The 18,647-nt window shown below is 36.1% G+C and carries 13 protein-coding genes and 1 tRNA gene; 10 read left to right on the top strand and 4 right to left on the bottom strand.

Features of this window, described 5'->3' with window-relative positions:
- Positions 1–277 precede the first annotated feature (277 nt).
- The gene (locus ACT9TX_RS02510) at positions 278–3,997 is read left to right on the top strand and encodes a DUF7948 domain-containing protein (RefSeq protein ID WP_481336627.1); all 3,720 of its coding nucleotides are present in this window, start codon (positions 278–280) and stop codon (positions 3,995–3,997) included.
- On the top strand, positions 3,994–5,022 hold the full coding sequence (locus ACT9TX_RS02505; protein ID WP_481336626.1) for a PorP/SprF family type IX secretion system membrane protein: 1,029 nt from the start codon (positions 3,994–3,996) through the stop codon (positions 5,020–5,022). The genes ACT9TX_RS02510 and ACT9TX_RS02505 overlap by 4 nt, the downstream gene beginning before the upstream one ends.
- 82 nt (positions 5,023–5,104) lie before the next feature.
- Here the strand turns inward: ACT9TX_RS02505 and rpsT are convergent, their stop codons facing one another.
- Positions 5,105–5,359 carry a 30S ribosomal protein S20 gene (gene rpsT, locus ACT9TX_RS02500; protein ID WP_481336625.1) on the bottom strand — a complete coding sequence of 85 codons (255 nt, stop codon included), beginning with the start codon at positions 5,357–5,359 and terminating at the stop codon, positions 5,105–5,107.
- A gap of 206 nt (positions 5,360–5,565) precedes the next feature.
- Here rpsT and ACT9TX_RS02495 point away from each other — a divergent pair, with 206 nt between their 5' ends.
- The 4 genes from ACT9TX_RS02495 (at position 5,566) to ACT9TX_RS02480 (ending at position 11,893) form a co-directional block, all read left to right on the top strand.
- On the top strand, positions 5,566–8,307 hold the full coding sequence (locus ACT9TX_RS02495) for a 2-oxoglutarate dehydrogenase E1 component (RefSeq protein ID WP_481336624.1): 2,742 nt from the start codon (positions 5,566–5,568) through the stop codon (positions 8,305–8,307).
- Between the two features lie 175 nt (positions 8,308–8,482).
- Complete coding sequence (odhB, locus tag ACT9TX_RS02490) at positions 8,483–9,700, top strand: 2-oxoglutarate dehydrogenase complex dihydrolipoyllysine-residue succinyltransferase (protein WP_481336623.1); 1,218 nt, start codon at positions 8,483–8,485, stop codon at positions 9,698–9,700.
- Between the two features lie 24 nt (positions 9,701–9,724).
- Positions 9,725–10,615 (top strand): hypothetical protein, encoded by an 891-nt coding sequence (locus ACT9TX_RS02485; protein WP_481336622.1) that lies wholly within the window; start codon positions 9,725–9,727, stop codon positions 10,613–10,615.
- 63 nt (positions 10,616–10,678) lie between these two features.
- Entirely contained in the window at positions 10,679–11,893 is a 1,215-nt protein-coding gene (locus ACT9TX_RS02480; RefSeq protein ID WP_481336621.1) for an RsmB/NOP family class I SAM-dependent RNA methyltransferase, read from the top strand.
- A 78-nt stretch (positions 11,894–11,971) separates the two neighbouring features.
- Here the strand turns inward: ACT9TX_RS02480 and ACT9TX_RS02475 are convergent, their stop codons facing one another.
- From ACT9TX_RS02475 to ACT9TX_RS02465, 3 genes are all read right to left on the bottom strand, one after another.
- Complete coding sequence (locus ACT9TX_RS02475; protein WP_481336620.1) at positions 11,972–14,653, bottom strand: TonB-dependent receptor; 2,682 nt, start codon at positions 14,651–14,653, stop codon at positions 11,972–11,974.
- A 137-nt stretch (positions 14,654–14,790) separates the two neighbouring features.
- Complete coding sequence (locus tag ACT9TX_RS02470; protein WP_481336619.1) at positions 14,791–15,396, bottom strand: DUF445 domain-containing protein; 606 nt, start codon at positions 15,394–15,396, stop codon at positions 14,791–14,793.
- A 171-nt stretch (positions 15,397–15,567) separates the two neighbouring features.
- Positions 15,568–15,641, bottom strand: a tRNA-His gene (locus ACT9TX_RS02465).
- A gap of 71 nt (positions 15,642–15,712) precedes the next feature.
- Between ACT9TX_RS02465 and ACT9TX_RS02460 the strand changes: the two genes are divergently transcribed.
- The 4 genes from ACT9TX_RS02460 (at position 15,713) to ACT9TX_RS02445 (ending at position 18,312) form a co-directional block, all read left to right on the top strand.
- Positions 15,713–16,048 (top strand): hypothetical protein, encoded by a 336-nt coding sequence (locus tag ACT9TX_RS02460; RefSeq protein WP_481336618.1) that lies wholly within the window; start codon positions 15,713–15,715, stop codon positions 16,046–16,048.
- Positions 16,049–16,125: 77 nt separating this feature from the next.
- Entirely contained in the window at positions 16,126–16,806 is a 681-nt protein-coding gene (locus tag ACT9TX_RS02455) for a hypothetical protein (protein ID WP_481336617.1), read from the top strand.
- A gap of 148 nt (positions 16,807–16,954) precedes the next feature.
- A complete protein-coding gene (locus ACT9TX_RS02450; RefSeq protein WP_481336616.1) occupies positions 16,955–17,473 on the top strand; it encodes a hypothetical protein in 519 nt (172 codons plus the stop codon).
- Positions 17,474–17,544: 71 nt separating this feature from the next.
- Positions 17,545–18,312, top strand: a complete 768-nt coding sequence (locus ACT9TX_RS02445; protein WP_481336615.1) for a hypothetical protein — start codon at positions 17,545–17,547, stop codon at positions 18,310–18,312.
- The last annotated feature ends 335 nt before the right edge of the window (positions 18,313–18,647 follow it).

Raw genomic sequence — 18,647 nt, 5'->3', positions numbered from 1 at the left:
ATGAGGTGTAAAATCAGCCCAGCGAAGTTCGCTGACGAGAAAAAAGGTTGTAAAATGGCATCAGCGAAGCTCGCTGATGAGAAAAAGAGTGTAAAATCAGTCTAGCGAAGTTCGCCGAAGCGAAATGATTTATAAAATTATTGTAGCGGTATTCGCTGACTAGGTTTTAACCATAAAATGGTTATAGCGGCTTTCGCTAAAAGGAATAGCTGCGACAAATAATAGAATTTATTTCTACCAAATACTAACTGCAATAAAAGAGAACATTAAATTTGATATGCACTATCTAAATGTAAAGCAGTTGGCTATAAAACATCACATACTTTTATTAATACTTCTAGTGTTTACTAGTGCCACTTTTGCGCAGCAATCTCTAGAATTTATTGAAAATAAAGGGCAATGGGATAATGCTATTCAATACAAAGGGCAACTTACTACAGGCTCATTTGCCTTAAAAAAAGATGGTGGCTATAAAATGACGCTCTTAAATCACGATGACCTTAAAGCTATTGGCGATATGTTGCATGGTCATAAAGATACTCATACATCTAGTGGTGCAAGTGGTGGCGATAGAGAACAAGCTGTTACATCTACCAATTCAAATAGAACGACAACATCATCAAGCAGCAATGGTACTATTCGTGGTCATGTTTATGAAGTGAGCTTCTTAAATGCCAATCCAAACCCTACGGCTGTGCCTGATAAGCAACAATCTTTTTACAACAATTATTATATAGGCAATGATAAAACCAAATGGGCTAGTGGCTGCAAGGTATTTGGTGCCGTAACCTATAAAAATATTTATCCCAATATTGATGTGAGGTATTACACTGACAAAGGACAATTGAAGTACGATATTATAGTAAACCCTGGTGGTGATGTAAACCGTGTAGCATTGTATGTAGATGGTGTAGACGCTTTGAAGCTAAAGGATGAACAACTGGTTTTTAAAACATCGGTAGATGAAGTGAGAGAAGCCATTCCTTATAGCTATCAGTCAGGCAGAAAAGGTAAGCAAACTGTGGCTTGTAGGTTTGAATTAAAAGGTAATATTGTACGCTACAAATTAGATAATCCAGTAGATAATGATGCTACTTTGGTGATAGACCCAAGTTTAATTTTTTCAACATTTACAGGTAGTACAGTTAGTAATTGGGGTTACACAGCCACTTACGATGGGGCAGGTAATTTTTATGCTGGCGGTATTGTTTTTGGTGATGCTTATCCATTTCAAAATGGTGCATTTAGTTTTAGAGGTGGAAATAATTTAAGCGGTGAAAATGATGGACCATTTGATATAGGGATTATTAAATTCAATTCAACTGGAACAAAAAAAATATATGCTACTTATTTAGGTGGTGCACAAGGAAATGAATATCCACAAAGTTTAGTTGTAGATGCCAATAATAACTTAGTAGTTGCAGGCAAATCGACTGCTTCAGATTATCCCGGATCTACAAGAGCTTCAGGCAGAAATGACTGTGACATTGTTTTAACCAAGTTTAAGGCAGATGGAACTTCTTTAATTGGCTCGAGAATGATAGGTGGTACTAATGACGATGCTGTAAATATTCAGAACAAGTATACAAATACAAACGTAACACCGGCAAATTTCTCTACACGTAGAAATTATGGTGACGATTCTAGAAGTGAAGTAATTATTGATGCATCTGGGAATATTTTGCTAGCATCATGCACACAATCAACAGATTTTCCTACTGTAAATGCATTTCAAAATACCAATGGTGGTTCGAATGCAAGTGGTAGGTCTCAGGATGGGGTGTTTTTAAAAATATCATCAGATTTAAGTACAATACTTGTAAGTAGCTATTTAGGCGGTAATAACGATGATGCAGCTTTTGTATTATCAATAAATCCTACAAATGGTAATATTTATATTGCAGGTGGTACAGCGAGTACTAATTTCCCTGGCGATAAAATAAGCGTACTAAATGCAAGTAATTCAGGTGGCGATTGTGATGGTTTTGTGGCTATACTTAATAGTGTTGGTACACAACTGCTTAAAAGTACTTATTTGGGTACGGTTGGTGCTGATGTTGTGTATGGTATTCAGTTTGATAAATATGGTTATCCTTACGTAATGGGCACTACAACTGGTGTTTGGGTAGTTACTAATAATGTGGCTTTTGTGCAAAATGGTGGCAAGCAGTTTATTTCTAAGTTGCAGCCTAATTTATCTGCTTATGTTTATTCAACTGTGTTTGGTACAAACACAGCCGCCCCTAATATTTCACCTACAGCTTTTCTTGTAGACAGGTGTGAGAACGTGTACGTATCTGGGTGGGGTGGTTTTGCAAATACTAATTTTAAATATGCGAGTGCTGGTACTAATGGGCTGCCTATAACTTCTGATGCAGTTAAGAAATCTAGTGATGGTAGTGATTTTTACTTTTTTGTAATGGAAAGAAACGCCAATAAGCAATTGTATGGTAGTTTTTTTGGGCAAAATGGTGGCTACGGTGAGCATGTAGATGGCGGAACGAGCCGCTTTGATGCAAATGGCATAATCTATCAGTCTTTATGTTCTTGTGGTAATGCTGATCCTGGTGCTGGCAACGCTTTTCCTACAAGCGGTGGTGCTTTTGCAAGTACTAGAGGTGGCAGTGCGTATTGTAATTTGGCAGCTATAAAAATTGCATTCAATCTCTCTGGTGTGGGTTCTGGTGTACAGTCATCAATACAGGGTACTGCCAATAGAAAAACTGGCTGCGTATTTACCGAAGTAGAATTTAAAGATACATTGGCTTTGGGCAGAACTTACGTTTGGAATTTTGGTGATGGTTCGCCTGAACAAACAACTATAACACCCAATATTAAGCACGCTTATACAGTTGTTGGTAATTATAGCGTTCGGCTAATTTCAATCGATTCATCTACCTGTAATATTTCTGATACCTCGTATGTAACCATTAGAGTAAGAAATGATGCAGCTACTTTAGCTTTAAACGCCACTAAATTAGCACCTTGCAATGCTTTGTCTTACCAGTTTGATAATACATCTATTGCGCCTGTGGGCAAGCCTTTTAGCAATAGTAGCTTTACCTTATTTTTTGGTGATGGTACACAGCGAGCTGTTGGGTTGGGTTCGTTTCAGCATAGTTACCCGGCAGCAGGTACTTATAACGCTGGGCTTATTTTAAGCGATACTAATTATTGTAATTATCCCGATACGTTTAAATTACAGCTTCGCATAGCTGCCAATGTAAAAGCACAGTTTAACACACCGGCTATTGGTTGCGCACCTTATCAAGCAGTTATTACAAATACATCGCTTGCAGGTGAAACTTTTACATGGGATTTTGGTGATGGTACATCTTATGTAGGTGCAGACCCACCACCACACTTATATACTGCTGTAGGTAGTTATACTATTAAATTGTCGGTTGTAGATACCAATACTTGTAACAAAATTGATAGCGCTTCATTTACCATTACCGTGAATGGTAAGCCTACATCAGCTTTCACTTTTAGTCCAAATCCTCCTCAAGCCAATACAGCAGTTGTATTTACCAATAATTCAATTGGCACAGCAAGCAGTTATAAATGGCTATATGGTGATGGCGATTCGTTGGTTACCAATAATATTAATGCAGTAGTAAGCCATATTTATAATGCTACAAACACTTACAATGCCTGTTTAATTGCGTCTAATTTGTCTGGTTGTAAAGATACTTCTTGCCAAAATGTGAGAGCTATTACAGTACCTTTGTTAGATGTGCCAAGTGCTTTAACACCGAATGGTGATGGTAAAAATGATAATGTATTTGTAAAAGGCTACGGTATTGCTAAAATGGATTGGCGTATTTATAACAGATGGGGTGTTTTGATATTTCAAAGTAGTAGCCAGAAAATAGGTTGGGATGGTAAATTTAAGGGTAATGTGCAGGCTCAAGATGTGTACACTTACTCACTTGAAGTTGAATTTAGCGATGGCACAAAATATTCTAAAACAGGTGATATAACTCTACTACGATGAGAAAGTATTTGCAACATATCATTTTGGCTGTATTGCTAATGGTGACAAGTACTTTGTTAGCACAGGATTTGCATTTCTCGCAATATTTCAATGCGCCGCTTTTGGTAAATCCTGCTAATACAGGATTTAATCCTGATTATGATTATAGAGTTGGTGGTAATTACAGAAATCAGTGGGCAGGTGTCATTAATAATCCTTATAAAACCATGAGTTTATGGGGTGATGTACAGCTGTTTAATAATCGTTTTGAGAACGGTTGGGTAGGTTTAGGTGGCACTTTGTACAGAGATGAAGCTGGTAGCGGTAGCTTAACAAGTACGCAAGGTTATGTGTCAGCCGCTTATCATCAATTACTTGGATATTCAAGTTTACTAAGTTTTGGGGCAAATATTGGTTTTGTAAATAAACGAATTGACATAAATAAACTGTCGTTTGATAATCAATGGAACGGTAAATTTTTTGACGTAAATGCTGGTTCTGGCGAATCGTTTGTGTACAGTAGTATTGGTTATTTCGATTTACAAGTAGGTCTAAACTATGCCTTATTTCTATCCCAAAAAGCCTATTTTAATCTTGGTATTAGTGTTTCGCATATTAACCGACTACAAGAAAGCTTTTTTGCTCCTAATAATACCGTAGATACAAGAGTGCCTGTTCGATTTACTACTTTTTTGAATGGTAGTTTTAAAATAGATGATAATTGGATAGTCAATCCTAATGTGTATGTCAGTCAATCTGCCAATGCAACAGAAACTGTGATTGGTATTAATGCCAATAGAAATTTAAGTGGTGATGGTGGTGCACAACAACTAATATTTGGTGCTTATTACAGAAATGCCGATGCTATTATTCCTATGATTGGCTATCAAATAAACGATATGAAAATAACTTTCAACTACGATGTTACTACTTCTAGTTTAGGAAGTTTTAATGGTAGGCAAGGGGCTTATGAAATATCGATAGTAAAAAATGGTATTTACGGTGGTAGTGGTAAAGCCATAAAATGCCCAACAGTAAAATTTTAATCCAGATTTAAAATATTGAGTAAACAGAAAAAAGCCGATTAGAAATTTCTAATCGGCTTTTTGAATATAGTTGAACTAATTATTAAGCAGCTACAACAGCAGCTTTTTTCGCTAATTTACTTTTTAAGTTGGCAGCTTTATTTTTATGGATGATACCTCTTTTAGCTAATTTATCAATCATTGAAATAACGCTAGGTAATTTTTCAGTGTATGCAGTAGCTTCAGTTGATTTTAAATCACGTACGGCATTACGAGTGGTTTTACCATAATAACGGTTACGATCTCTACGTTTTGCCGCTTGTCTTGTATCTTTTTTAGTAGCTTTATGATTTGCCATGTTTCCAATTAAATTTTTACGGAGCGCAAAAGTAAGGGCATTTCATCAAATATTCAAAACAATTTGGCATCTTTTTTTATTCTGCTAATTTTACAAAAATAAATAGTTCTAAAATTTGTGGATATTACCTGTAATTCCTACTTGGTTTATACATGCAATACACGATATTTGCCATCATTTTTTATACAGCAGAATAAACGAATCTAATGAAAGATTTCTCGTACATCACCAATTCTCACCCATCCTATATTGAAAGTTTATATTCAGAGTTTGTAAAAAATCCTAACAGCGTTGATTCTGAGTTCAAAAAATTCTTTGAAGGTTTCGATTTTGCAGTTTCAAATGGTTCGGCTGTTGCTAGTGGCCAAACTGTAAATTCAGCAAGTACTGATGCTGATTGGATGAAAGAAATTAGAGTGTATCGATTGATACTCGGTTATAGAAATAAAGGCCATTTATTAGCCAAAACAAATCCTATTAGAGAAAGAAAAGACAGAGGCGCTAATTTGGATTTACCATTTTTTGGGTTAAGCGATGCAGATTTAAACACTGTTTTTCAGGCGGGTAATATTTTAGGCTTAGGTGCTGCTACCTTAAAAGATATTTTAGCACATCTTAAAAAAGTATATGCAACGCACGTTGGTGTTGAGTTTAAATACATTAGCGACCAAAAGAAAATAGATTGGCTAACCACTGAAATGGAAAATAACTTCATTCAGCCGATTGCATTGCCCAAAAAGAAACGCATACTTGAGAAGTTGAATCAAGGTGTGATGTTTGAGAAATTTTTACATACAAAATATATTGGGCAAAAACGTTTTTCGCTTGAAGGTGGTGAAACAACTATTGCTGCGCTAGACGAAATTATTACAGAAGCAGCTAACCACGATGTAGAAGAAGTAGTGATAGGTATGGCTCACAGAGGTCGTTTAAATATTTTGGCGAACATAATGGGTAAAACCTATGAGCAAATATTTAGCGAGTTTGAAGGCACTGCTGTAATGGATCAAACCATGGGTAGCGGTGACGTAAAATACCACATGGGCTATGGCAGTGAAGTTACTACTGCCGATAATAAAAGTATCCACTTGAAATTGATGCCAAATCCTTCTCACTTAGAAGCAGTAGACCCTGTGGTGGTAGGTTTTGCAAGAGCGAAAGCCGATGTATTGTACAAAAGCGATTTCGATAAAATTTTACCAATATTAATACATGGTGATGCTTCTGTTGCAGGCCAAGGTATTGTGTATGAAGTATTGCAAATGTGCCGCCTAAAAGGCTATTACACTGGCGGTACGATTCACTATGTCATTAATAATCAGATAGGTTTTACTACCGATTTTGAAGATGCAAGAAGTGCTGATTATTGTACCTCAATTGCATCTATGGTGCAAGCACCTGTATTGCACGTAAATGGTGACGACGCAGAAGCGGTGGTACGTTGTGCATCTATTGCGGCACGTTACCGCCAAGAGTTTAATAGCGACATATTTTTAGATATGGTCTGCTACCGTAAACATGGCCACAACGAAGGCGATGATCCTAAATACACGCAGCCACAGTTATACGCGTTAATTGACAAGCATGCTAACCCTCGTGAGCAATACGTGCAATATTTATTGCAAAATGGTGAAGCCGATGCACAAGAATTAGCTAAAGAAATGGAGAAAAAATTCTGGGCAGACTTGCAAGAGCGCCTAGATGATGTGAAACAAAATCCATTGCCTTATAAATACCAACCACCAGAATTAGCTTGGTTAGAAATGAAGAAAGCTGCTCAAGCAGATTTTGAAAACTCACCATCAACAGCTATTTCTGCTGAAACTGCTAAATTGTTGTTTGATGGCTTAATGAAATGGCCTGCTGACTTTAAGCCTTTGAAAAAGGTAGAAAAGCTGATTCAAGATAAAGTGAAATTGCTTGAAAGTGAGCAAAAAATAGACTGGGCTACTGGTGAGTTGATGGCTTATGGCTCTTTATTGCTTGAAGGTAATATTGTGAGAATGAGTGGTCAAGATGTGAAGCGTGGTACTTTTAGCCATAGACATGCGGTAATTCGTGATGAAGAAACCAACCAAGAATATAACCGCCTTAACCACTTTAACGATACGCAAGCTGAATGTAGAATTTACAATTCTTTATTGAGTGAATATGGTGTACTTGGTTTTGAATATGGTTATGCTTTAGCAAATCCTAATGCGCTTGTAATTTGGGAAGCTCAATTTGGTGATTTTTGTAATGGTGCGCAAACAATGATAGACCAATTTATTACTGCTGGTGAACAAAAATGGCAACGTCAAAATGGTGTGGTAATGTTATTGCCACATGGTTATGAAGGGCAAGGGCCTGAACACAGTAGTGCAAGATTAGAGCGCTTTTTACAAATGTGTGCTGAGCTGAACATTGTAATTACCAATGTAACTACTGCGGCTAATTTATTCCACTCGTTGCGTAGACAACTAGCTTGGAACTTTAGAAAACCATTAATTAACTTCTCGCCTAAGGCTAACTTACGTAGCCCTGGTACTTACAGCCACATTAGTGAGTTTTCAAATGGTGGTTTTAAAGAAGTGATAGATGATGTTTTTGTTACCGATGCAACCGAAGTGAAGAAAGTATTGTTCTGTACTGGTAAATTGTATTTTGAACTAGCTGATAGACAACAAAAAGAGAACAGAACGGATGTTGCAATTGTAAGATTAGAGCAACTGTATCCTTTACCATACAATCAATTAGATGCTTTGTATAAAAAATACAGCAAAGCAGTATGGTTCTGGGTTCAAGAAGAGCCATTGAATATGGGTGCTGCAACGTTCTTACAAACGAATTTAAAATCTATCAATTTTGGTGTAATAAGCCGCCATGCAAGTGCTGCAACAGCTACTGGCTACGCAAAAGTGCATGCACAAGAGCAGAAAGAAATTATAGATACAGCATTTAGTATTTAAATGTCATGCTGACGAAGGAAGCATCTAAATAAAAGAGATTCTTCGTGCCTCAGAATGACAAGGTGGGAAAAGCTAAATAGCTATAAGAACGTACAAGTGTGCGACGCAACAGACGCTAAATAGTAGTATAAAAGCTGGTAACAAAAAGAAAATATAATTACGAAATAGAATTTTTATGATTGATATTAAAGTGCCTACCGTTGGCGAATCGATAAGTGAAGTAACCTTGTTAAAATGGACGAAAAGAGAAGGTAGCTACGTAGAGCGTGATGAAGTAATTGCTGAACTTGAAAGTGAAAAAGCAACGTTTGAAGTGAACGTTGAAAAAGCTGGTGTTTTAAAACAACTAGCTAAAGAAGGTGATACAATTTTAATTGGTTCGATACTGGCACAAATAGACGAAACAGCTGAAAAGCCAGCTGCTACGGCTGCTGCGCCAAAAGCTGAAGAAGCAAAACCTGTGGCTGCTGCACCTGTTCAAGCGCCTGTGGCTGCACCAACAGATATTAAAGCAACGCCTGTTGCATCCGCAATTATTGCAGATAAAAAAGTAGATGCAAGTTCAATTACACCTAGTGGTTTTGGCGGTAAAATCATGAAAAATGATGTGTTGGATGCATTGAATAATCCGGGTAAAAAAGCCTTTGCTGGTACTGAATTATTTACACGTAATGTGCGTGTAGAAAAAATGAGCAACCTACGCAAAACCATTAGCCGTAGGCTGGTAGAAGCTAAAAATACCACTGCTATGTTAACCACGTTTAACGAGGTTGATATGACAGCAATTATGGCTACACGTAAATTGTATAAAGATAAATTTAAAGAAAGCCATGGTGTAAACTTGGGCTTTATGAGCTTTTTTGCAAAAGCTTGTGCTATTGCATTGGGTGAATGGCCTGCTGTAAATGCGTATATTGATGGTGATAGTTTTCAATACCACGATTATGCTGATATTAGTATTGCTGTAAGTACACCAAGAGGCCTAACTGTACCAGTAATAAGAAACGTGGAAAGCCTTAGCATGGCTGAAATTGAGAAAGCTGTAATTGTATTAGCTAGTAAGGCAAGAGATAGCAAATTAACAGCTGAGGACTTACAAGGTGGTACGTTTACAATAACTAATGGTGGGGTTTTTGGTAGCTTAATGAGTACGCCAATTATTAATATACCACAAAGCGCCATTTTGGGTATGCATAAAATTCAAGATAGGGCAATGGTGATTGATGGCAAAATAGAGGTGCGACCAATGATGTACTTAGCACTGAGCTACGACCACCGTGTAATTGATGGTAGAGAGAGTGTAAGCTTTTTGGTAAGAGTGAAGGAATTATTAGAAAAACCAGAATTATTACTAATTGGTAAAGATCCTGTGAAAACTTTATTAGAATTATAGGTATCTTTATTGCAAAATGTTTTTATGAGAAGCAACCTTTTTCTGTTATCATGTTTGTTAGTGCTTTGTTTTACTTCGTGCCAAAAGAGCATTGAGTGGAATGATTTAATATTAACACCAACTACACCTGTAACACCAACACCTGGTACAACAGGTGGTAACCTGTTAGTGAAAATGGTATCCTTATCTTCAACTGACACAGTGACCTACATATATGGCTATGATTCAGCGAAAAGATTAATAAAGTTGACTCAGGTTGGTGTTTCTAGCGGTGATAAAGTTGATGAAACAGAATATTATATACGAAATGCTGCTGGTAAATTAATTCAGCATACAAAAATTTCTTACTCATCAAAGTCTGTTTTACCCTCTAAATACGATACTGTTTACTCAAAGCTGCATTACCCAACTGGCTCTTCAAACTTCGATTATGTTATTGAATCTGCAAATAGTGGTAATGGGTTTGTTACTGATAGTGTAACATTTGCGTATACTAATAATAAAGTTTCTCAGTATAAATATTACGCTACCTCACCTTCAAGACAGCCTATACTTGTATATCATATTGATGTTACGTATGATGCATCTGGTAATGTAATTAATGAAAAGCTGTATACCTATAATTTTACTACTACACCAACATTATCAACTGACAACGCCTTTACTTATGATAATAAAATATCGCCTTTACAGTATGGGAATGAAAGTTTTGTAGGGTTGGGAGAAAACTTTGCAGGTTCTAATAACGTAGTATCTTTATTAATAACAGATAAATCTGGTGGTAGTACCAATACTGTTTCTGTAAACTACAATATAACTTATAATAGCAATAGCTATCCTGCTACCGCAAACGGAACAGCAATTGTTACTGGTGCACCTGCACAAACTTTACAACTCACATATTTCTACCAATAACATCTAAACAATACTTTTTGTAAAGCCGTTGAGTTGTCTCAGCGGCTTTATTATTACCAATACATGAAGTACGTTCACAAACATATAGCCACTGCTGCTAGTATTATTGCTGCCTACAACGGTGAAGTGCCGTTAAGCAATTACTTAAAACAGTTTTTTGCTTCTAATAAAAAATATGGTGGTAAAGACAGAAAATTTATCGCCCATTTTTGCTTTCTGTATTATCGTATGGCTGGTGCTTGCAGTAACTTATCGGTAGAAGAAACCATCAAAATAGCTATATTTTTATCTAGCAATGAAGCAAGTAATTATGCAGACTTATTTGCTAAAGAATGGCAGCCATTATTCAGCGAAGCGCTACATAACAAACTAGATTTTATTGCCCAAATTCATCCTTCGGTTAATGTAGGGCTTTGTTTTCCCTTGGTAAATGAACTAAGCGAAGGTATTGATGCCGCTAGTTTTTCTATATCGCATTTGGTACAGCCAGATGTATTTTTACGCATGAGGCCAAAGCAACAAGATAAAATACTGCGTAAATTATCAGCCGCTGATATCGCCTATCAATTAGTAAATGAGACGTGCTTGGCTTTGCCAAACAATTCTAAAATAGAAGAAGTGCTGCAAATAGATAGGGAAGTAGTGGTGCAAGATTATTCATCTCAACGAATAAGAGAGTTTTTGAACTTTGTTGCTACATCTCAAATTTCAAACTCCAAGCCGATAGCTATCGGCTCACCCATCACCGTTTGGGATTGCTGCGCAGCTAGTGGTGGTAAATCAATTTTAGCAGCAGATGTTTTAGGAAATATTCGGCTGACTGTCAGTGACATTAGAGCTACTATTATTCAGAATTTAAAAAATAGGCTAGCAAAAGCTGGTGTACCTATTTACAATGTATTTGTAAAAGATTTAGCAACTAGTAACCAGCAACCAGCAACCAGTAACGCTTATCAACTTATCATTTGCGATGCACCTTGCAGCGGTAGCGGTACTTGGGGCCGCACACCAGAACAATTGTATTTTTTTAAGCAAAACCAAATAGACAAATATGTACAACTGCAACAACAAATAACTACCAATGCTCAGAAGTATCTATCGCCTAATGGCTATTTTTTATACATCACTTGCTCGGTATTTAAGCAAGAAAATGAGCAAATGGTTGATTTTATTTTACAGCAAAATCCAAATTTGAGCGTAGTAAAGCAAGAACTGCTAATTGGTTACACCAAAAAAGCTGATAGTATGTTTGCTGCTTTGTTTCAACTTAAAGCTTAATCTGTTCAATCTATACGCACAAAAAAGCCGCTCACATTGTGAGCGGCTTTTGTATTTTCTACTTACTAAACCTTTTAATTAGTTACCACCTTGCATCATTTCTGTACCACCACTTTGGTCAGCCTTGGTGTTTTTACGTTTAAACAATGTTGCATCAAACTTACCAAAACGGTAGCTGAAGTTAATACGTAACACTTGTGGATCTCTTCTTCTTTCACTTATTTGATTGAAGTAAACACTTTCAGAGTAAGTTTTAGATAATTGTGTTCTAAAAATATCATCCATACTTACAGTTAATGAACCACTTTGACCATTTTTCCAAGTCCAATCTTTTCGTAATGCTAAATCAAAGCTATATCTAGGGAAGTTGTAGCCTTGAGCAGTAGACTGAGAACCGCCACCCATAAAGAAGCCACCGCCTCCACCACCCATACGCCCCCCACCGCCACCGCCTTGGGCTAATACGCTTTTCGCTCTATAATCGCCACTAAATTGAATAGAATAACCTTTTTTCAATTTAAAGCTATTGTTCATTTTACCAAACCAGCTTACACGCTCGTTGCTAGCACCGTTATCAACATTGGTAGAGTTGATTTTAGAATTGTAAATGTTTAGGTTTAAAGTTAAATCCCAAAAGCTTGTTACAGGCAATTTGTTAGTAATCTCTAAGCCGTAAGAAATACTGTTATTAGCATTGATGTAAGTGTTAAATACTACACTATCAGCAGTTGTAAGCTGTGGCGCAGGATTTTTATCCTTGTATTGAAAACGCGTAATTAAGTTATCAGTTTGTTTAAAGTAAGCAGTAACTAACAAGTTAGCACCTTTTTTATACGCATTATTATAAGATACTTCAAACGAATTGGTAAATTCTGGTCTTAAATTAGCGTTACCATTGCTCAAGTTTAATGGATCTGAGTAATCGATAAATGGAATTAACTGGAAGAAATTCGGACGGTTAATTCTACGAGAATAGTTTAATTGTAAGTCTTGTTTATCAGTTAATTTATACGTAATAAACGCACTTGGGAATAAACTGATAGGGAAACTCACTTTAAAAGATGAATCTTTTGAAGAAGTAGCACTTAAAATATTGCCTTTATAATCAGAACTTTCTGCACGTAAACCTAATTGATAGCTGAATCTTTTGGCTTTCCAGCTAATATTTGCGTAGGCAGCATAAACTGCATCTGTGTATTTATAATTAGAACTTAATACAGGAAAGTAATCGTAAGTACCAGTGCTATTGTTAAAGAAATACTGATTGTTTAAGTTGCTAAAATCTCTAACAGCAGCTCTTGCACCAAGTTCAAGTTTGGTATTTTCTGTCAATGGATTTTCGTAATCAATTTGACCAGTAAAAAACTTATTCTCACCATTGCCTAAGCTTTGTTGCTTAATAGGCGATTTTGTAGGGTTAATGGTGAAAGGGTAGTAGTTCTGTGTATTGATGAATGAATTGTTGCTATTAGTGCTGTAATTGTAGTTTAAATCTGCACTGATATTATGGCCATTCTTCTCAAAATTGTGTTTAAAGCTTAAAGATGAACCAAAGTTTTTGAAGATAAAATTAGAATTAACGTTGATTAAATTGTAAGATTTGTAAATGCCATTAATAGTAGAATCTACTTGTTGGTCTTGGTCACCATCAAATTTACCTCTATTAAAATTAGCTGCAATACTGATGGTATTTCTGTTATCTACAAAATAATCTAAACCACCACGCAAGAAACCAAAGTAGCCATCATTGGTACTTTTTTGATTTTGGTGAATTTGATCTGGTTTTGTACCAAAATCGTTTCTATCTGTAAGATTGGTAGAAATAGATTTACGTTGGTTGTAAATACCACTTAAAAAGAAGTTCACTTTGTTTTGACGAACGTTTAAATCGCCACCAGTATTAAACCTTGCACGGCTATCTATACCAGCTCTAATACCGCCGTTGTAACCTACTTTTTTGTTCTTTTTTAGTACAATGTTTAAAATACCAGCACCACCACCACTTGCATCAAACTTTGCAGAAGGGTTAGTAATAATTTCTACTTTTTCAATTAAGTCAGCAGGTATTTGATCTAAGGTTAAAGTCGTTGGTCTGCCATCAACAAAAATGGTAGGTGATGCATTTCTTAACGTTACATTACCATCAATATCTACGCTTAATGAAGGAATACTCTTCATTATTTCAGTAGCGGTTTGGCCTGTGCTTACTAAGTTTTTATCTACGTTAAATACTTTTCTATCAATACCAAGTTCAAATAATGGTTTAGCGGTACTTGTTACAGTTACGCTTTGTAGTTGCGTAGCATCTTGGTCTAGTTTAATGTTGCCAAGGTCTTTATCAGCAGCGGCCATGATGGCTGTAAAATCTGGTTGTGTACCAGCAGCAGGAAATTTAATGCCAAAACTTACTGTGTTTTCTGTGGCTTTGTAACCTACAGCCGATAATTTCATTTTAAAATTACCAAAAATTGATAAGCCTTCTAAGCTAAAATCACCGTTTGCTTCGGTAATTACTGTTTTTAAAATGGCTTGTTTCATTTGTTTAGTGATAGTATCAAACTTATTACCAGTCAACTGAACCGATACACCAGGAATACCTTTGTTGGTTTGCTTATCTACAATTTTGCCGTATAAATGGCCAATGTTTACGTTCTGTCCGCCTGCTCTACCAGCGCCACCAGTTCTACCTGCACCAGGAAATTGTGCTTGTGTAATAATTGTGGTAACTAATAAAATGCCTAAGATGAAAATTTTCTTCATGTGTTTCTAAATAATATGGTGCGAAGTTGAACCCTAAAAGCCACGTATCTAGTTGCTTCTATACGAACGGTATAAAGACAAATTTGAATGGATTTTGTTGCCCTTTGGGCTACGAGAACCGTGTATTTGTCGGTGAATTAAAGATGTAGTAGCGTAATGCCTATTTGCAAAAGCCCAATAATAAAGCCCAATACAGCGCCAATAATTTCTACAAAGCGAAATTCTTTACTCATAATGCTGTTAAGTATTTCCTCTAGTTTGTCGCTAGAAAATGCAGCTACTTTTTGGGTTACAATTTGCTCAAGGTCTAGGTCGTTTTGTAAATTGTTGATATAGCTTTCCATCAAGGTAGGAAACAGGGTTTTCAGTTCTTCCATAAACACCCCTTTTAGTTCTGTGATGGTTTTTTCGCCAATAAACATGCTGATAACAGGCATTTTCTCGGCTAGTTTTACACGTAAAAAATGGTCAATATGGGTTTCTACTACTGGCATTACCTTTTCTATGTTTTCTGGGTTGGTAATTTTTCCAGCAATATCTTTAAACGATAACAATTCTTCGCCTACCAACTTGCCTAGCTTGGCTGCAAACTGTGCCTGGTTTTTAGGAAAAATACCTTGAAACGTAATACCTAATATTTTTTTCGGTTCTCTAGGGTGAAACAGCATTTTAATAGCTATCCAATTGGTAAACCAACCAATAAATGCAGAAATGATAGGGATAAGAAATAAGCCTAACGTCATAATAAAGATGATTTATTTGCCACTGATGCACTGAAACACAGAACATCGAACACAAAACACAAAGAATGGTTACTTACAAAACCCGTCAGGTTTTAAAACCTGACGGGTTTATGCTAATTATAAAAAAACCTTGAAAGTTTGCGACCTTCAAGGTTTACCAATTTTTATGAGGGAGAACAATGGGTCTCGAACCCACGACCTACAGAACCACAATCTGTCGCTCTAACCTACTGAGCTATGCCCTCCATTTTGTTTGGGCTGCAAATATAGGGGGGATTTTTATTTTAGAAAAGAGATTTTAAAAAAGTTTTTTGGTGTGCACCACATAGGCAGAGTAGGTAGCGGTTGCTATTGTTTTGCCGCTTTTGGCGAAATGACTACTTACAGTTACTTAATGGCAGCTTACATTAGCTTAATGATGTGTTACATTAACTTAATTGCATCTTACATTGTCTTAATTGCAGCTTGCATTTGCTTAATGGTATGTTGCAGTAACTTAATTACTGCTTACATTAACTTAATAACACCTTTCACCGCCTTAATGGCAGCTTTAAATGACTTAATGACATCTCACCGTTGCTTAACGCTATCTTACATTAACTTAATTACTATTTCAATGCCTATTGGTAGCTTTTCCCAAAAAAAATTTTAAGAAAATGTATAAAAATATTTGCTAGTGTAATGTAAACGAATTACATTTAACATATTATTAATAGTAAATAAATCCCCATGACTAACAGACAAACTAACAAGCTGTCTATGGCTAAGGCAGTACAATTAATTGTAACCACATTTACCAGTATTTTAAACAGTGTGGCTTTTGTAAAAGTAATTACTGACTTAGAGAATACCGTAGCCAATATAGATGGCTATGCACAGGCACAAAGCAAGCAAACCACAGGTACTGCTACAGATAAAGACAAAGCAGAAGATACCGCTATTGCGGCGGCCATAGCCATTATCGGTCCAACACGCAGCTATGCATTAGCCGAAAATAACAACACCTTGTACGAGGCATTGCACTACACCGAAAGCGGCCTCAAACAAACGAGAGATGCGATACTAATAAATACCCTAACCTTGATACGTGATACCATACAACCCTTGCTAAGCAAACTAGCTGACTACGAAGTAACCATAGCCCAAGTGAGTGCTTTAACCACTGCTATAGCCGCTTACCAACCACTAGTAGCTGCGCCAAGGGCTGCCATAAGTGTAAAAGCTGCCGCTACCAACGCTTTGGTAACTGAATTTGAAACGCTAGACAAAGTATTAACCCGCTTTGATGGCCTTGTAGATGCTAAAAAAGCGACGCACCCAGAGTTTTACAGTGCTTACTACACCGCAAGGGTAATAGTAGATACAAGTGGTGGTAGTGGGGAAGAAGAAGTGAGTAATGGTGAGGGGTAGTTTTTTCCAGTCACAGACTGTATAATTTATTTTATCACAAGTGACTCTTGCAGGAACACTTGCGCTAGTGGGGGGGATATGGGGGTTCAATAAAGGGCAATACGATTTCTTTATATAATTTATCTGCCGAGTGCTCAAACTAAAACAAATGAAGAAAATAATATCACTTATACTTGGCTTTACTTTTACAACTGCCCTATTTGCTAATAATAGAACAGTTGGAAGAGATACGCTTTTTATCCTTTTACCAAAAGGGATTGATGAAAACAATACCGTAGTTTATAATAATTATAAAGAATTGGGTATTAGCACCTGTGAAATTTATGGATTTTTAAAAAATAACAAGTTTCAAGATTTCATTGATTCATCGCGTTCATTGGGTATTAGTATTGATATATTGAATAATCCATTATTCTCTGTTAGCAAAACTGCGGCTAGTCATTCTTATGTTAAAAAAATGCTAAGCATAGCTGATATAAAAGATACCCTAAAAAGTAGAATGGATATGGCTTATTTTAGAAAACATAGACCAGTGGGATTTATAACCGAAAATGTGATGCTACTTGAGTATGTTTTGATACTGGTGATTCGCGATGATAAGAACTTTATCTTTAACAAGATAAAAAATATAAGTGGATTTTATATGAAGTCGGATAGTATGAATTAATTGAAGCATAGCTTTAGAAGTTAGATATCAGTGGCGCAAGTACCCCGCTAGGTTCACTAGTGCCTAAAAAAATGTCATTTGTTATTAGATGTATTTTTAAACAATTAGCAACGCCAAAATACCTTTTCAATAGCAAAAAAATAGTAACATTTAATACAAAACATATGAAAAATAATAAGTTAAAGAGTTTTCTTTCGGCAGTATTATTATTGCTGGTTTATGCCTGTCATAAAAATGATTCAGAGCCTAGTTTTGTAACTGGAAAATTTGTTTTTGAAAATGTAGCCGATTACGGTTCAGTTAGGCTTTTTACAAAAAATGGTGAAATAAACGACCCATCGTTGCTAGCCCTTTATAAAATTAAATATGCGGATTTAATTTACCCAAAGCAAAATCAAGCAGTTTCTAGTGATACACTTAATATAATAAATACAACTGAGGCAAAAGATAATAGAAAAACGTATCAAATTAACAAAATCGATAATTTCTATGAATTAAAAAGTGTAGATTCTACAATTTTTATTGGTAATTTCGACTCCTTGCATTACAATATTGGAAAATATAAAGCTTTTTACTCTATAGAGCGTATCTATGGTGGGGGATATTATGGAAAAACATTTGATTACTATTACGTGTTATTTTCTGGCAATAAGTTGGTTATTCCATATATAAGCACTATTCGCTTTTCAACTATAACCTATTTAGGGAATGTAACCAGATACTACATGGCAGCAGGTACTTGGAACAATGTAGCTGACCTCAATGGTATTAGAAGTTTGAATGTTACGGATACCTTATTATTGCAAACATTTAATAATTATGGCAGAAAAATAGATTGATTTAGATAATTACTTTAAATGTACATCACCCGCTCTTCGGGTTGCTCTCTTCGGGTATCCCGAAATGCAGATAACGGGGATTCGTAATCCCCAAAACGATTTTTAGTAGATTTCTTGTTCGTTCCTCACTGGTGCGAGTGTTCCTCTAGGTTCACTCGTGCCTTACAAACAATCCGATTTGTAATCGGATATAAATGTTGTTTTCCCAGTCGCAGACTGGATTATTTGGTGCATCACAAGTGATCCTTTCAGGAACACTAGCGCTAGTTATTTTTTATTTGCTCGCAGATATCGCAGAAATACGCAGATTTTTTTTGTCTCACGGGTTTTTGTTT

Source organism: Parasediminibacterium sp. HNIBRBA5674, from assembly GCF_056745525.1.
This window is presented reverse-complemented; position numbering and strand designations above follow the sequence as displayed.

Excerpts from the sequence above, each read along its gene's own strand:
- ACT9TX_RS02450 (WP_481336616.1), top strand. The coding sequence starts at position 16,955 with ATGAAGAAAATAATATCACTTATACTTGGCTTTACTTTTACAACTGCC.
- ACT9TX_RS02455 (WP_481336617.1), top strand. The coding sequence starts at position 16,126 with ATGACTAACAGACAAACTAACAAGCTGTCTATGGCTAAGGCAGTACAA.
- ACT9TX_RS02495 (WP_481336624.1), top strand. The coding sequence starts at position 5,566 with ATGAAAGATTTCTCGTACATCACCAATTCTCACCCATCCTATATTGAA.
- ACT9TX_RS02475 (WP_481336620.1), bottom strand. The coding sequence starts at position 14,653 with ATGAAGAAAATTTTCATCTTAGGCATTTTATTAGTTACCACAATTATT.
- ACT9TX_RS02485 (WP_481336622.1), top strand. The coding sequence starts at position 9,725 with ATGAGAAGCAACCTTTTTCTGTTATCATGTTTGTTAGTGCTTTGTTTT.
- rpsT (WP_481336625.1), bottom strand. The coding sequence starts at position 5,359 with ATGGCAAATCATAAAGCTACTAAAAAAGATACAAGACAAGCGGCAAAA.
- ACT9TX_RS02510 (WP_481336627.1), top strand. The coding sequence starts at position 278 with ATGCACTATCTAAATGTAAAGCAGTTGGCTATAAAACATCACATACTT.
- ACT9TX_RS02480 (WP_481336621.1), top strand. The coding sequence starts at position 10,679 with ATGAAGTACGTTCACAAACATATAGCCACTGCTGCTAGTATTATTGCT.
- ACT9TX_RS02505 (WP_481336626.1), top strand. The coding sequence starts at position 3,994 with ATGAGAAAGTATTTGCAACATATCATTTTGGCTGTATTGCTAATGGTG.
- ACT9TX_RS02470 (WP_481336619.1), bottom strand. The coding sequence starts at position 15,396 with ATGACGTTAGGCTTATTTCTTATCCCTATCATTTCTGCATTTATTGGT.
- odhB (WP_481336623.1), top strand. The coding sequence starts at position 8,483 with ATGATTGATATTAAAGTGCCTACCGTTGGCGAATCGATAAGTGAAGTA.
- ACT9TX_RS02445 (WP_481336615.1), top strand. The coding sequence starts at position 17,545 with ATGTCATTTGTTATTAGATGTATTTTTAAACAATTAGCAACGCCAAAA.